We start from the raw sequence: 13,938 nt of genomic DNA, 5'->3' as shown, positions 1-13,938 counted from the left end.
TCGCATCCTGCGGGTAGCGATGCATGCAAGCTGCGCGCCAATTATTTGAAGCCTAAAGAAACTGGCGTGCGGTCGATTGTTGCAGCTTTGGACTTGCGGCCGACGCGGATTTATTTGAAGCTCAAAACGTTGGGGAATCCGTGCCCGCGCCATGGCCGGCCGTGAGTGACTGCATCGACATGCTCGATTCCGAGACCAAGGTTGTCGAAACACCGGAGGACCACGCCGAAGAGCTTCGGCTGTGGCTGCGGCTCCTGACCTGCACGACGCTGATCGAGGGCGAGGTGCGCGGCCGGCTGCGGCAGCGGTTCGACGTCACGTTGCCGCGTTTTGACCTGATGGCACAGCTCGACAAGGCGCCTGACGGCATGACCCTGTCAGATGTCTCCAAGCGCATGATGGTCTCGAACGGCAATGTGACCGGGCTCGTGGAGCGCCTGGTGGAATCAGGCCATCTCGACCGGCGGACCTCAGACACCGATCGCCGCGTCCAGGTGATCCGGCTGACCAAGCTCGGGCGTGCCGAGTTCCGCAGGATGGCCGCCGAGCACGAGACCTGGATCGCCGATCTGTTCGCCGATCTCTCCCCGAAGGATGTGCGCGAATTGATGCGCCTCCTCGCCAAGACCAAGGCGTCCGCGCAGAAATCGGCCGCCCGCCGCCGGCCGTAGCCTGCGGGCGCGACAGCCCGACACCCTTTGCCGCATGAAAAAGCACGGGATGCCCAAAATCCCCTATTGCGCCGAATTGTTTTAAGCCTAAAATGTTTTCCAGATCGTGCTGCCGGGTGCAATCCATGCTGAAAGGAGCGTGCGATGGCCAACGCCGCCAAGATTCAAGTGACGGGCTCGTCTGACGGCAGCGCCGCGACGGCCCATGTCGATGCGTTCGCGCGGCAACATCTGCCGCCGCGCGAGCTCTGGCCCGAATTCATCTTCACGCGGCCGGAGCTGAACTATCCGCCGCGACTGAACTGCGTCAGCTATTTCCTCGATCGCTGGGTCGAGCAGGGCCATGGCGATGCCCCTTGCGTCATCAGCCCGGCCGTCAGCTACACCTATCGCGAGCTGCAGGCGCTGGTGAACCGCATCGCTAATGTGCTGGTTGGCAAGCTCGGTCTCGTCAGCGGCGGGCGTGTGCTGCTGCGCTCGGCCAACAATCCGATGATGGTTGCGACCTATCTCGCGGTGATCAAGGCCGGTGGAATCTGCGTGGCGACGATGCCGCTGCTGCGCGCCAAGGAGCTGTCCTATCCGATCCAGAAGGCGGAGATCACGCTGGCGCTGTGCGACGGAAAGCTCGCCGAGGAGATGGAGAAGGCGAAAGCTGCTGCGCCCGGTCTCGAGCGGGTCGTCTATTGGGGCAATGGCGCGGCGGATTCGCTGGAAGCGCTGATCGCCGATGCCAGTCCGGAGTTCGAGGCGGTCGATACCGCCGCCGACGACATCTGCCTGATCGCCTTCACCTCGGGCACGACCGGCGATCCCAAGGGCACCATGCATTTCCACCGCGACATGCTCGCGGTCTGTGACGGCTATGCGCGCAACATTCTGCGCGCCGAGCAAAACGATCGCTTTATCGGCTCGGCGCCGCTCGCCTTCACCTTCGGCTTCGGCGGCGTGCTGTTTCCGATGCATATCGGCGCCTCCTTCGTTGTACTGGAGAAGACGACGCCGGACGACATTCTGAATGCGATCGAGCAGTACAAGACCACGGTCTGCTTCACGGCGCCGACCGCATACCGTGCCATGCTTGGCAAGCTCGCAGGCCGCGACATTTCTTCGCTCCGCAAATGCGTGTCTGCGGGCGAGACCCTTCCCAAGCCAACATTCGATGCCTGGCTCAAGGCGACCGGGATCAAGCTGATGGACGGCATCGGCTCGACCGAGATGCTGCACATCTTCATCAGCGCGACCGAGGACGAGATCCGCCCCGGCGCCACCGGCAAGCCCGTGCCGGGCTATGAAGCCAAGATCGTCGATGACGAGGGCCGCGACGTGCCGCCCGGAACGATGGGCTTTCTCGCCGTGCGCGGGCCGACCGGCTGCCGCTATCTGGCCGACGAGCGGCAGCGGAAATACGTCCAGAACGGCTGGAACATCACCGGCGACACCTATTTGATGGATAGCGACGGCTATTTCTGGTACCAGTCGCGCTCCGACGACATGATCGTGTCGGCTGGCTACAACATCGCAGGAACTGACGTCGAAGCGGCGCTGCTTACGCATCCGGCGGTCGCCGAGTGCGGTGTGGTCGGTGCGCCCGACGAGGCGCGGGGCATGATCGTCAAAGCCTATGTCGTTGCCGCGCCCGGCGTGACCCCTGACGCTCAGCTGGTGGCCGAGTTGCAGGAGCACGTCAAACGCGAGATCGCGCCGTATAAATATCCGCGCGCCATCGAGTTCGTCGCGCAATTGCCGAAGACCGAGACCGGCAAGCTGAAGCGCTTTGCCCTGCGGCAGCTGGCGCAGGCTGCAGTGACGTCCTCAGGCGTCGCCGCGGAATGAGAGAAGGATAGAGAATTGTCTGTGACGACGCCGAAAAGCCCGCAACTCGCGGTCCTGCCGACCGCAGCCGAGGATGGAACGCGCACCAAGGCGCAGATCCTGCAGCCGTCAGGCTGGCCGCTGCCGAAGGGCTATGCCAACGGCATGGCTGCCGAAGGACGCATCGTCGTCACCGGCGGGGTGATCGGCTGGGACGCCGAGGAGCGTCTCGCCGATGGCTTCGTCGCGCAGGTGCGCCAGACCCTGGACAACATCGCAGCGATCCTGGCCGAGGCCGGTGCCCGGCCCGAGCACCTCGTGCGCCTGACCTGGTACGTCGTCGACATGGACGAGTATCTGGCCAATCTGAAGGAGCTCGGCAGGATCTACCGCGACGTCTTCGGAACGCACTATCCAGCGATGGCCCTGGTACAGGTCGTCCGCCTCGTCGAGAAGGCGGCGCGCGTCGAGATCGAAGCCACCGCCGTCATTCCGAGCTGAACTCCGCGGCGATCAGCTCGCTTTGGCGAGCTCGTCGTCTTCGGGCGAGTTGAGATAGACGCCGGATATGGTGTCGACCCAGCAGAGATGATCGTGCACCTTCTTCACGCCCTCGACGTTCTCCGCGGCGACGATCGCGGCTTGCCGAGCGCGCTCTTCGGTGATGACGCCGCTGAGATGAACGATACCGTCGCGCACGATGACGTTCAGCCCGAACGGGCACCAGTCGTTCTTCTCCATGGTGTCGATGATGCGGCTGCGAATGTGGTCGTCATCGGCGGTTGGATCCGGCACTTCGCGGGCGAGCCCGGCCACGGCCTGTAACAGGTTGGCGCGGGACACGATTCCGACGACCTTGTCGCCGCGCACCACCGGCAGCCGCTTGACGTTGTTCCGCTCCATGAGATCGACGATCTCCGCAAGCGCCATATCCTCGGTGATGGTCACGGGCAGGTCGGTCATCACTTCCGAGACCTTGCGGCCGTGCTCATGGACGAAGTCGCTGGCGGATTTGCCCGGACCGAGGATGAACCGCAGCCAGCGCCCGCGCTTGCGCCCGGTGCCGATCTCGCTGCGGCGGATGAAATCTCCTTCCGACACCACGCCCACAAGCTTGCCGGTAGTGTTGACCACCGTGAGGCCGCTCACATGTCGCTTCAGCATGATATTGGCCGCCTCGACGATGCTGGTGTCGGGGGTGACCGAGATGACCGACCGGGTCATGATCTGGTGGGCGCGCATGGACAACTCCGCTGGCATGTCAATTTCAATGGACAAAGCCTAGTGAAACCGTCCGGGTGCGGTTTGACCCAGGTCAAGCGACAAAGTTCAAGCGGACAAAGCTTGCCTTGATTGACCGATTTTGATCCGTGCCGCGATTTGATGCAGCTCAACGCGCGGCGGAAGCGTCGCCATATCCTGCCGGAGGCGTAGAACAGAAGCCCGCAGGAACAATGAGCCATGAGCGTCGTGAAGATCTTCCCGCGGGCCGAAGCGCCGCTGCAAGCTCCCGCTATCAGGCCGGCTGCTGGGATTTCCGAAAGGGTCGCAGGCACGCCGGCTGACTGCACTTGCCCGCAAACAACGGATTCGTATCCACTCGATCGCGCGTTTCATGCCATGCTGGCGCGGTTCACGGGCGGAATCTCGCCTGTTGCCTTGTCGCTCGCCTGGCTCGACTGGGGCGCGCATCTTGCGGCGGCGCCTCAGCACCAGATGGAGCTCTTCCGCAATATCTTCCGCGACTCAGGCCGCTTCCTGGAAGCTGCCGCTCACGCGACATCCAAAGAACCATGGTCCGTCATTCGGCCGCAGGCGCGGGATCGCCGCTTCAAGGACCGGCAATGGGAAGCCGCGCCGTTCAATCTGCTTGCGCAGGCGTTTCTGCTCACCGAGCGCTGGTGGCACGATGCCACGACCGGCATACGCGGCGTGTCGCACGCAAATGAGGCCATCGTCGAGTTCTCGATGCGCCAGATGCTCGACATGCTGGCGCCCTCGAACTTCGCCGCCACCAATCCGCAGGTGCTGGAAAAAGCGTTCCAAAGCGGCGGGGAGAACTTCGTGTTCGGCTGGCAGAACTGGTGCAGCGACCTGATGCGCCTGCTCTCCGGCTCGAAGCTGGCCGGCGAGGATCAGTTCGTCGTTGGCAAGACGGTGGCGGCTTCGCCCGGCAAGGTCGTCTACCGCAACAGCCTAATCGAGCTGATCCAGTACCATCCGACGACTGCGCAGGTGCGGCCGGAGCCGATTCTGATCGTGCCGGCCTGGATCATGAAGTACTACATCCTCGATCTGTCGCCGCAGAATTCCCTGGTCAAATACCTGACCGCTCAGGGCTTCACCGTCTTCGCGATCTCCTGGCGCAATCCGGATGCGAACGATCGGGATGTTGCCTTCGACGACTACCGCAAGCTGGGCGTGATGGCCGCGCTGGACATGATCGGGCAGATCGTGCCGGGCCGGAAGATCCATGCGCTCGGCTATTGCCTTGGCGGGACGTTGCTGTCGATTGCCGCGGCGGCCATGGCGCGGGACGGCGATAGCCGTCTCGGCACCGTCACGCTTCTCGCCGCACAAACCGATTTCACGGAGGCCGGCGAACTGACGCTCTTCATCAACGAGAGCCAGGTTGCCTTCCTCGAAGACATGATGTGGCAGCGCGGTTATCTCGACACGACACAGATGGCGGGCGCGTTCCAGCTCCTGCGCTCCAACGAGCTGATCTGGTCGCGGCTCTCGCGTGATTATCTGATGGGCGACGGCTCGCCACCGAGCGACCTGATGGCCTGGAATGCCGACGCCACGCGGCTACCCTATCGCATGCACTCGGAGTATCTGCGTAAGCTGTTCCTGAACGACGATCTGGCGGAAGGTCGCTATCGGGTCGAATGCCGGAGCGTCTCGCTGTCCGACATTCACACACCGATGTTCGTGGTCGGCACGCTCGCCGATCACGTCGCGCCCTGGCGATCCGTCTACAAGATCCATTATCAGGTCGATGCCGACGTGACGTTCCTGTTGACCAGCGGCGGTCACAATGCCGGTGTCGTGGCGCCTCCGCAGGAGGAGGGCCACTTCTATCAGGTGCTGACCAAGGCTGCCGATGCGCCCTATGTCGGTGCCGACGAATGGCTGAAGCTGGCCCCGCGGGTCGAGGGCTCATGGTGGCCGGAATGGACCACTTGGCTGGCGGCACGTTCCGGCGCCCCCTGCGATCCGCCGCAGATCGGACTTGGCGACGCCCTCGGCCTGCCGGACGCGCCGGGGGACTACGTCCACACCTAAGCCTCCGGCTCCGATCTCGGCGTGAGATCCGAGGAGCGGAACGGTTTGGCCTTGTCCAATTTGCGATAGGCCGTTGACGCCTTCCGCAACAACTTCTTCTCGCGTTTGCGATTGAGGAAGCGACGGCTGGCCTCGATCCCGGCGCCATTCAACGATGCCGCCAGCGCTTGTCCGCGGGCATCGTCGTTCAATTGACCAAGCGAGCGTTGTGCCTTGCGCAATTGCTTGAGGATGGACTTCTGTTTCGTCGCCGCCCCATCGGCGAACAGATCCGCAAGCGACTCGACCGAGTAGGTCATCCGTTTGTTGAGGAGCCGCAGCTTGTGACGTTTCTCGACATCGAGCTTCTTCAGCTTACGGGCCTTCTTGAGCAGCGTCGTCTCCCACTCGGTCAGCCGCTCCGTCGCATGGTCGGCGAGGGTGCAGCGGCGCAACCGGATCGCTTCCTTGCTGCGGCGGGTCGACCAGGGGCCGCTTTCGATCCACGTCGAGGTTTGCTCGACCAGGCGGCGATACCGCGCCGATTGCAGCGCACGCGCCAGCAGCCGATGGCTCTCCGCGCGTTTTTCGTCCCAGCGCTGAAGCTCGGCGACCACCGCGAGCTCGTCGCTACTCTCTGCGACGATCCGCTCGATGGCCACATCGAGGTCCCGCACCATGCCGAGCTGACTGTTCAGCCATTTCAGTTCGGCCCAGACTTCCGGTCGCACGTTATCGTCGACCATTGGCGAGAAGAAGCGGATGGCAGTCCGCAGATGAGTCAGTGCGATCCGGATCTGGTGCAGCGCATCCGGATCGCCGCGGCAGGTGCCGTCGTGCTGAGCGATCACCGCGCCGAGGTGTCGGCGGGCGATGATGCGGAAGGCCGTGTCGCAGGCCATGCCGGGGCTGAGGCGGGCGGGCAGGACATTGCGCCGCGTTGCTGGCTTGGCATGCGCATTTGCCGTCGAGCGCGTGGTGGATCGCGACTTCCTTGCCCGCATTAGTCTGATTGCCTTGTTTGCCCCTCAGCGATGACGTTCCGGCAGTTCTGAAGCGTCTGCTCCTGTGTCCCGGATGCATCGATGGTCGCCCAGCCGACATGGCCGATATTATAGTGCTCTTGCAGCGCGGCAACCTCCGGCGTGGCGTCCGATGCGTCTCCCCGGCGGTCGCCGATGCGCGCTTGCCGGGTTGCAAGGTCTGCGACGAGGAACAGCCCGTTCAACGTCACGTTGCACTCGCGCGCCAGCGCCGCGATCGCATCGCGTTCGTCCTCGCGCGCGAATACGCCGTCAACGATCGCCGAATGGCCCTGCGCCAGCACCCGCCGGGCCTGCTGCACCAGCGTGTCATAGACGCGGGCCGTGACCTCCGGCGTATAGGCTGAAGGCGGCAAGCGGTGGGTGTCTTCGACCCCGAACATCTGCTTGCGGACGAGATCGCTGCGCAGCACGACGGCGCCCGGCTCCGGTGCCACGACCGGCGCGAGCGCGTGCGCCAGGGCGGTCTTTCCGGTGCCGGACAGTCCGCCGACCGCAATCAGACGCGGAGCAGGAGGACGGATCAGCGTCCCGGCGAGGTCGAAATAACGCCGTGCCTGGTCGACGATGCCGGGATCGTCGGAGTGCGGCGGTTTCAGTCGCGCCAGCGCCACCTGGGCGCGGATCGCCGCCCGGATGGACATGAACAGCGGCAGGGTCGAGAGCGCATCGAGATTGTCCGCCGGCGTCGCGGCGAGATAGCGGTTCAGCACCATGTTTGCCGCGCTCGGCTGGTGGTGCTGCAACAGGTCCATCAGCGTGAATGCGAGATCGTAGAGCACGTCGACCGTCGCCATCTGCGCGTCAAACTCGATCGCGTCGAACAGCACGGGTCGATCATCGATCATAACGATGTTTGCCAGATGCAGATCGCCATGGCAGCGGCGCACGAAGCCCCGGCGGCTGCGCTCTGCGAGCAGGGGACGAATACGCAGACAGGCCGCATGCGAAGCGTTGGCGAGTTGCTCGATCTCGTCTGCGCTGAAATGGCCGCCGGCCCGCAGACCATTGGTGTTGCCGTCGATCAGGGCCGGGATGGAGGAGACCCATGCTTTTCCGTCGGCGCGTGTCGCCGCCGCGTGCGACGCCGCGATGGCGTCGGCGGCGGCGGAGGCAAGCTTCGCGTCCAGCGGGCCGGCCTCGGCCAGATGATCCAACGTCCTGCTTTCGTCGAAGCGCGACATGTCGACCGCATACTCGATCGGCCGGCCGGCGCCCTCGACCTTCACCGATCCATCCGCCTCTTCCGTGATCGCCACGACACCACGATAGATCTGCGGCGCCAGGGGCCGGTTGATCCGGATCTCCTCCTCGCAGGCCGCCTTGCGCTTTTCGAGCGTCGAATAGTCGAGGAAGGGAAACCGGACGGCGCGCTTGATCTTCAGCGCACGCTTTGCGTCCAGGAACACCGAGGCGGCATGCGTGTCGATGCGCATCACGCCGGGATGGTCGGTCAGCATCCGAAAGATGCGCTCCTGAGCCGCCGTGTCATCCTTCATCGAAGCGGACATGGCAAGCACCATCAGGGCGTCAGCACGGCCGCGCCGAGGATCTGGCCATTCCGCAGCATGGTCAGGACCTCATTGGCCTGATCGAGCGGAAACGCCGTCGTCTCGGTCCGCACGCCGGCTTGCGGCGCGACCTTGAGAAAATCGAGGCCATCCTGCCGGGTCAGGTTGGCGACCGAGACCAGCTGCCGTTCCTGCCACAGCAGATCATACGGAAAGCTTGGAATGTCGCTCATGTGGATGCCGGCGCAGACGACGCGACCACCTTTGCGCACGGCGCGCAACGCCGCCGGGACCAGCTCGCCGGTTGGCGCGTAGATGATCGCGGCGTCGAGCGGCTCGTCGGGCACCTGGTCCGATGACCCCGCCCAGACAGCGCCGAGACGGCGGGCAAGATCTTGTGCAGCGGCATCGCCGGCCCGCGTGAATGCATGGACGGAGCGTCCCTGCCAAGCCGCGACTTGCGCAATGATGTGGCCGGCCGCGCCGAAGCCATAGAGACCGAGCCTCTCGGCGGGGCCGGCCAGGACCAGCGAGCGCCAGCCGATCAACCCCGCGCACAGCAGGGGCGCAATCTCCACGTCGCTGCCGGACTCGCCGAGCGGAAAAGCGTAACGTGCGTCGGCGATGGTGTGGGTCGCGTAGCCGCCGTCGCGCGTGTAGCCGGTGAACAGCGGTGCATCACAGAGGTTTTCCATACCCTCGCGGCAGAAGCGGCATTTTCCGCAGGTGAAGCCGAGCCAGGGAATGCCGACCCGGTCACCAGGCGCATGTGTCGTCACATTCGCGCCGATGAGGTCGACCCGGCCGACGATCTCGTGGCCAGGCACGATCGGATAGCGGATGCCGGGCAGCTCGGCATCGACGAGATGAAGATCGGTCCGGCATACACCGCAGGCGCTGATCTTCACCCGGATCTGACCCTCGCCCGGCATCGGGTCGGGCCGCTCCTCCATCCGGAGCCGCGCTCGTGGGGTCGGCAACACCATCGCACGCATGTCTGTCTCCGGGGCGAACCGCTCCGACTGAAGTATCCATAGAACGGCCGGGTGGCCAGTCCTTGACGTCAGTCAACGCCTGTTTCCCGGGCTGATCGGACGGAGTTTCCGCCGGTCTTGACGCGGATCAAGGGTCTCGACGACAGCCCGCCTATCATGGTGGCTCAGGAGAATTCCGATGCCCATCAAGGATGTGTTTCTGCCCCTTGTCGGCCAGCCGCGCGGGCCAGCCCTGGTTGCGATCGAGAAATGCGTTTCTGTCGCCGCCGATCTCGGCGCCAGGATCACCGCGCTCGCGCTCGAGGAAGATGTTTTCGAGCGACCGAAGGTGATGCTGCCTGACGATCGCGAATTCGCGCAGGCCAGCCTCGAGGCGAGCGACATGCAGCAGCTGCTGAATGCATTCACCGATGCGGCTTGCTGCGCCAACGTCCGCGCGCAGGGCCGGTCGGGCAAGGTGCCTGCGGATCAGATCGGAGCGATCCTGGCCGAGCACGCCCGCTTCAGCGACCTCGCGCTGGTTCCCGTGAAACCGCATGACAGTCGAACGGAGACCATCGTGGAGGCGTTGTTGTTCGAATCCGGCCGGCCGCTTCTGCTCTGTCCCGAACATCGCGCCGACGAGCTCAGGCCCGAGTTCGAGAACGTCGTGATTGCCTGGGATCATTCTGCACGGGCCGCGCGTGCGGTCGGCGATGCGTTGCCTGTTCTTCAGGCTGCCAGTTCGGTTCGTGTGCTGACCGTGGCGGAGGACGAGACGGACGCGGTCGTCCGATCCGGAACGGCACTCGTCAACCATTTGCGGGAACACGGCGTCTTTGCCTCGTTCGAAACCACGAAGGGGGGCGGCCGCTCGACCGGCAAAGTATTGGGAAGCTGGGCGAATTCCCATGGCATCGATGCCGTCGTGATGGGCGCCTATCATCATTCGCGCCTGAACGAGATCGTGTGGGGCGGTGTGACAAAGACCGTCATTGGCCAGCCACCATGCTGGGTTATGATCTCGCACTAGGCGTCTTCTTCCAGCCGGATCGTCCAATTATCGGAACCGCCGCTGGCGCGGCGCATTTGTTTTCATGTCGACTTATCGTCTGAACAACCTGCTGTCGCCGCGCTCGGTTGCGCTCGTCGGCGCGAGCGCGCGTCCGGCGTCCGTTGGACGCGCGGTCCTGGAAAACATTCGGAAAGCGGGATTCAAGGGGCGGTTTGGCCTCGTCAATCCGCGCCACGCCGAGATCGGCGGCCTCGCCGCGGTGAAGAGCCTGGACAGGCTGGACTTCGTGCCCGAGCTCGTCGTCGTCACCGCGCCCGCGGGCGAGATTCCAGGCATCGTCGAGCAGGCCGGCCGTCGCGGATCTGCGGGTGCGCTGATCGTCTCCGCCGGTCTCGGCCAGGGACCGGGATCGCTGCACGAGGCGACCAGCGCTGCCGCCCGCAAACACGGCATGCGGCTGATCGGGCCGAACTGCCTCGGCATCATGATGCCCGGCGTCAGCCTGAATGCCAGTTTCGCCGCGCACATGCCGGGGGCCGGCAACCTCGCGCTGATCTCGCAATCGGGTGCCATTGCCGCCGGCATGGTGGATTGGGCCGCGCAGCGCGGCGTCGGCTTCTCCGGCATCGTCTCGATCGGCGATCAGATCGACGTCGACATTGCCGATTTGCTCGACCATTTCGCGATGGATCACAAGACCCGCGCGATCCTGCTCTACATCGAGGCGATCAAGGACGCGCGCAAGTTCATGTCGGCGGCGCGCGCGGCCGCGCGGGTGAAGCCCGTCGTCGTGGTGAAGTCCGGCCGCATGGCGCAGGGTGCGAAGGCCGCTGCGACGCATACCGGGGCGCTCGCCGGTGCCGACGCCGTCTATGACGCGGCGTTCCGCCGCGCGGGCGTGCTGCGGGTGTCCGACCTGCGCGAGCTGTTCGACTGTGCCGAGACACTCGGCCGCGTCGAATCGCCGACCGGAAAGCGTCTCGCCATCCTGACCAATGGCGGCGGCATCGGCGTCCTCGCCGTCGATCGATTGGTCGAGCTCGGCGGTATTCCGGCGACGATCTCGACTGATGCGCACAGGAAGCTCGATGCGGCGCTGCCGCCGACTTGGTCGGGTGCAAACCCCGTCGACATCGTGGGCGACGCCGATGCTGCGCGCTACGCAGCGGCGCTGGAGGAACTGCTGGCCGATCGCGACAACGACGCAGTCCTCGTCCTCAATGTGCAGACCGCGATCGCATCGGCCGCCGAGATCGCCAAGACCGTGACGGAGCTCGTGGCTAAGTATCGCGAGCAGCACCGCCGATGGGCAAAGCCCGTGCTGGCGGCCTGGGTCGGGGCCGATCAGCACATCATCCAGGCACTCTCCAGCGCCGGCGTGCCGAACTATCCGACCGAGGACGACGCCGTGCGCGGCTTCATGCATCTGGTCCGGCACCGCGAGGTGGTGGAGGAGCTGACCCAGGTGCCTCCCGCGATGCCCGACACGTTCGTTCCGGATGCGAGGGGGGCGAGAGAGATCGTCACCGCCGCGATCGCGGATGGCCGCCAGTGGCTCGAACCCGTCGAGATCAAGCACCTGCTCGAAGCCTACGATATCGCGATGGTGCCGACCTGTGCGGCAGCCGATGTCGAGCAGGCGGTAGCCTATGCAAAGGACATCTTCGCGCAAGGCGGCACCGTCGTGCTGAAGATCATGTCGCGCGACATCACCCACAAATCCGACGTCGGCGGCGTCGTGCTCAATCTGACGTCGCCGGAGGCCGTCCGTGCGGCGGCGACGGACATTCTTGCGCGAGCGCGGAAGCTGCGGCCCGAGGCGCGCATCGGCGGCGTCATCGTCCAGGCCATGGTCGTCAAGGCAAAGGCGCGCGAGCTGATCCTCGGCCTTGCCGACGATCCGACCTTCGGCACGGTGGTGGTTTTCGGCCGCGGCGGCACGGCGGTGGAGATCATCAACGACAAGGCGCTGGCGCTGCCGCCGCTCGATCTGCAACTGGCCCGCGATCTGATCGACCGCACGCGCGTGTCGCGGCTGCTGAAGGCCTATCGGGACGTGCCGGCGGTGAAGCACGACGCCGTCGCCATGGTGCTGGTCAAGCTGGCGCAGATGGCGGCCGACATTCCCGAGATCCGCGAATTCGACATCAACCCGCTGCTGGCCGACGAAACCGGCGTGACCGCGGTGGATGCCCGCGTCGCGGTCGGGCCGCCACAGCGGAAGTTCGCCGGCTCCGGCCCGGCCAATTTCGCCGTTCGCGCCTATCCGTCGCAATGGGAGCGCCGCCTCAAGCTCAAGGAGGACTGGCGCATCTTCGTGCGGCCCATGCGCCCCGAGGACGAGCCGACCATCCACGAATTCCTGCGTCACGTCACGGCGCACGACCTTCGCCTGCGCTTCTTCGCCCCGATGAAGGAGTTCACCCACGAATTCATCGCACGCCTGACCCAGCTCGACTATGCGCGCGCGATGGCCTTCATCGCATTCGAGGAGGCCAGCGGCGAAATGGTCGGCGTGGTCCGGCTCCATTCCGACTCGATCTACGAGACCGGCGAATACGCGATCCTGCTGCGGTCCGACCTCAAGGGCAGGGGGCTCGGCTGGGCCCTCATGCAGCTGATCATCGACTACGCGCGGTCGGAAGGATTGAAGACCATATCGGGCGACGTGCTGCAGGAGAATACCGTGATGCTCGACATGTGCCGGCAGCTCGGCTTCGAGGTCAAGCCGGACCCGGCCGAGCCTGAGATCTGCGACGTCAGGCTCAAGCTCTGAGCGTGTCGGCTACGATTGCGCCTCGGCCGAACTGGCATCATTGGACGACCTGGCCGTCGTCCGCAGAGTCTTGATGATGATCGCGATCAGCGGCAGCAGCACCGGCACGATCGTGCTCAGCGGGTGGTGCACCGCGCCCGACACCTGGGCCTGGAGCGCACGGGCCTCGAGCTGGAGGGCTTCGATGGAGGTGTCGTGAATTTCGTTGGCGAGTTCGATGTCACGCCCCGACGGAGCGCGGCCGGCGATCAGGAAGAGAGCGGCCGCGATGACGAAATTGACGGCGCCGAGGATGGCAGCCGCGGTAATCGCGCTCCAGATCTGCACCAGTGCGAAATAGGCCGACAGCTCCAGCATCAGCAGCCCGAACGCGGCGATCAGCGCCGCGAAGGCACGCAGGCCGAGGCCGATCAGCAAATGGCGCAGCCTGATGTCGGCGATGATCCTGTCGGTGCGCCACAGCACGCGCAGATGTTTGACGACATTCTCGGTATTCACCTAGTGTCTCCTCAGCATGAAGCCGACAACCACGCCCAGCGCGAAGGCAGAGGCGAGCGATGTGATTGGACGCTCCGCAACGAGGCCCTGGAGCGTCTCCCTCTCCTGTTCGACGGTCTCGCCGAGCTCGGCGAGTGCGGCCCTGATCTGATCGGCGAGCGCATCAGTGCGAGCTTTCGAGCTCTCGAACATCTCCTCGCCGGCGGTGCTCAACAGGTGCGTGACGTCGACCTTCAGCGTGCGCAATTCCTCGCTCATCCTGTCACTGTCGAACATGGATTCGGTGTCCTCTAGATTTATACAAGTCTAAGACCAGCCCGTGCGATCGCGCTTGATTTGCGTCAAGAGGCGGAGCCCGTTCGGGGTCT

Annotated in this window: 12 protein-coding genes; 6 read left to right on the top strand and 6 right to left on the bottom strand. The window is 64.9% G+C overall.

All coding sequences use genetic code 11. The features are described from left to right. Positions 1 to 179: 179 nt before the first annotated feature. From I6F09_RS17490 to I6F09_RS17480, 3 genes are all read left to right on the top strand, one after another. Complete coding sequence (locus tag I6F09_RS17490) at positions 180 to 671, top strand: MarR family transcriptional regulator (RefSeq protein WP_036007554.1); 492 nt, start codon at positions 180 to 182, stop codon at positions 669 to 671. A 144-nt stretch (positions 672 to 815) separates the two neighbouring features. Further along, entirely contained in the window at positions 816 to 2,507 is a 1,692-nt protein-coding gene (locus I6F09_RS17485) for a benzoate-CoA ligase family protein (protein WP_225188620.1), read from the top strand. 15 nt (positions 2,508 to 2,522) lie between these two features. Beyond that, a complete protein-coding gene (locus I6F09_RS17480; protein WP_192893131.1) occupies positions 2,523 to 2,987 on the top strand; it encodes a RidA family protein in 465 nt (154 codons plus the stop codon). A 12-nt stretch (positions 2,988 to 2,999) separates the two neighbouring features. On the opposite strand, the gene I6F09_RS17475 is transcribed toward I6F09_RS17480, so the two are convergent. Beyond that, positions 3,000 to 3,728: a CBS domain-containing protein gene (locus tag I6F09_RS17475; protein WP_225188619.1), complete on the bottom strand. Its 729-nt coding sequence runs from the start codon at positions 3,726 to 3,728 to the stop codon at positions 3,000 to 3,002. Between the two features lie 219 nt (positions 3,729 to 3,947). Here I6F09_RS17475 and I6F09_RS17470 point away from each other — a divergent pair, with 219 nt between their 5' ends. Further along, on the top strand, positions 3,948 to 5,774 hold the full coding sequence (locus I6F09_RS17470) for an alpha/beta fold hydrolase (RefSeq protein WP_225188618.1): 1,827 nt from the start codon (positions 3,948 to 3,950) through the stop codon (positions 5,772 to 5,774). Here I6F09_RS17470 and I6F09_RS17465 read toward each other — a convergent pair. The 3 genes from I6F09_RS17465 to I6F09_RS17455 are packed head-to-tail and all read right to left on the bottom strand — an operon-like array spanning position 5,771 to position 9,302. Beyond that, positions 5,771 to 6,757, bottom strand: a complete 987-nt coding sequence (locus I6F09_RS17465) for a CHAD domain-containing protein (RefSeq protein WP_225188617.1) — start codon at positions 6,755 to 6,757, stop codon at positions 5,771 to 5,773. The two genes, I6F09_RS17470 and I6F09_RS17465, sit on opposite strands and share 4 nt — an antisense overlap. Beyond that, entirely contained in the window at positions 6,757 to 8,295 is a 1,539-nt protein-coding gene (locus tag I6F09_RS17460) for a bifunctional aminoglycoside phosphotransferase/ATP-binding protein (RefSeq protein ID WP_225188731.1), read from the bottom strand. Before I6F09_RS17460 ends, I6F09_RS17465 begins: the two co-directional genes overlap by 1 nt. A gap of 23 nt (positions 8,296 to 8,318) precedes the next feature. Continuing rightward, positions 8,319 to 9,302: a zinc-dependent alcohol dehydrogenase family protein gene (locus I6F09_RS17455; RefSeq protein WP_225142913.1), complete on the bottom strand. Its 984-nt coding sequence runs from the start codon at positions 9,300 to 9,302 to the stop codon at positions 8,319 to 8,321. A 178-nt stretch (positions 9,303 to 9,480) separates the two neighbouring features. Here I6F09_RS17455 and I6F09_RS17450 point away from each other — a divergent pair, with 178 nt between their 5' ends. Together I6F09_RS17450 and I6F09_RS17445 are read left to right on the top strand one after the other, a co-directional pair. Then, positions 9,481 to 10,314 carry a universal stress protein gene (locus I6F09_RS17450; RefSeq protein ID WP_225130392.1) on the top strand — a complete coding sequence of 278 codons (834 nt, stop codon included), beginning with the start codon at positions 9,481 to 9,483 and terminating at the stop codon, positions 10,312 to 10,314. A 64-nt stretch (positions 10,315 to 10,378) separates the two neighbouring features. Next, positions 10,379 to 13,072 (top strand): bifunctional acetate--CoA ligase family protein/GNAT family N-acetyltransferase, encoded by a 2,694-nt coding sequence (locus I6F09_RS17445; protein WP_109143021.1) that lies wholly within the window; start codon positions 10,379 to 10,381, stop codon positions 13,070 to 13,072. A 9-nt stretch (positions 13,073 to 13,081) separates the two neighbouring features. Here the strand turns inward: I6F09_RS17445 and I6F09_RS17440 are convergent, their stop codons facing one another. Both I6F09_RS17440 and I6F09_RS17435 read right to left on the bottom strand, forming a co-directional pair. Then, positions 13,082 to 13,570: a phage holin family protein gene (locus I6F09_RS17440; protein WP_036007507.1), complete on the bottom strand. Its 489-nt coding sequence runs from the start codon at positions 13,568 to 13,570 to the stop codon at positions 13,082 to 13,084. Then, positions 13,571 to 13,846, bottom strand: a complete 276-nt coding sequence (locus tag I6F09_RS17435; protein ID WP_036007505.1) for a hypothetical protein — start codon at positions 13,844 to 13,846, stop codon at positions 13,571 to 13,573. It abuts the gene before it with no gap. Positions 13,847 to 13,938 lie beyond the last annotated feature (92 nt).

This window comes from Bradyrhizobium sp. IC3195 (assembly GCF_020193585.1).
In the GTDB taxonomy this organism is placed as follows: Bacteria; Pseudomonadota; Alphaproteobacteria; order Rhizobiales; family Xanthobacteraceae; genus Bradyrhizobium; species Bradyrhizobium yuanmingense.
The sequence above is the reverse complement of the archived record's forward strand: the minus strand, read 5'-3'. Positions and strand labels throughout refer to the sequence as shown.

Coding starts and splice junctions, on each gene's coding strand:
- I6F09_RS17460 (WP_225188731.1), bottom strand. CDS start 8,295: ATGAAGGATGACACGGCGGCTCAGGAGCGCATCTTTCGGATGCTGACC.
- I6F09_RS17445 (WP_109143021.1), top strand. CDS start 10,379: ATGTCGACTTATCGTCTGAACAACCTGCTGTCGCCGCGCTCGGTTGCG.
- I6F09_RS17465 (WP_225188617.1), bottom strand. CDS start 6,757: ATGCGGGCAAGGAAGTCGCGATCCACCACGCGCTCGACGGCAAATGCG.
- I6F09_RS17435 (WP_036007505.1), bottom strand. CDS start 13,846: ATGTTCGACAGTGACAGGATGAGCGAGGAATTGCGCACGCTGAAGGTC.
- I6F09_RS17485 (WP_225188620.1), top strand. CDS start 816: ATGGCCAACGCCGCCAAGATTCAAGTGACGGGCTCGTCTGACGGCAGC.
- I6F09_RS17475 (WP_225188619.1), bottom strand. CDS start 3,728: ATGCGCGCCCACCAGATCATGACCCGGTCGGTCATCTCGGTCACCCCC.
- I6F09_RS17470 (WP_225188618.1), top strand. CDS start 3,948: ATGAGCGTCGTGAAGATCTTCCCGCGGGCCGAAGCGCCGCTGCAAGCT.
- I6F09_RS17455 (WP_225142913.1), bottom strand. CDS start 9,302: ATGCGTGCGATGGTGTTGCCGACCCCACGAGCGCGGCTCCGGATGGAG.
- I6F09_RS17490 (WP_036007554.1), top strand. CDS start 180: ATGCTCGATTCCGAGACCAAGGTTGTCGAAACACCGGAGGACCACGCC.
- I6F09_RS17450 (WP_225130392.1), top strand. CDS start 9,481: ATGCCCATCAAGGATGTGTTTCTGCCCCTTGTCGGCCAGCCGCGCGGG.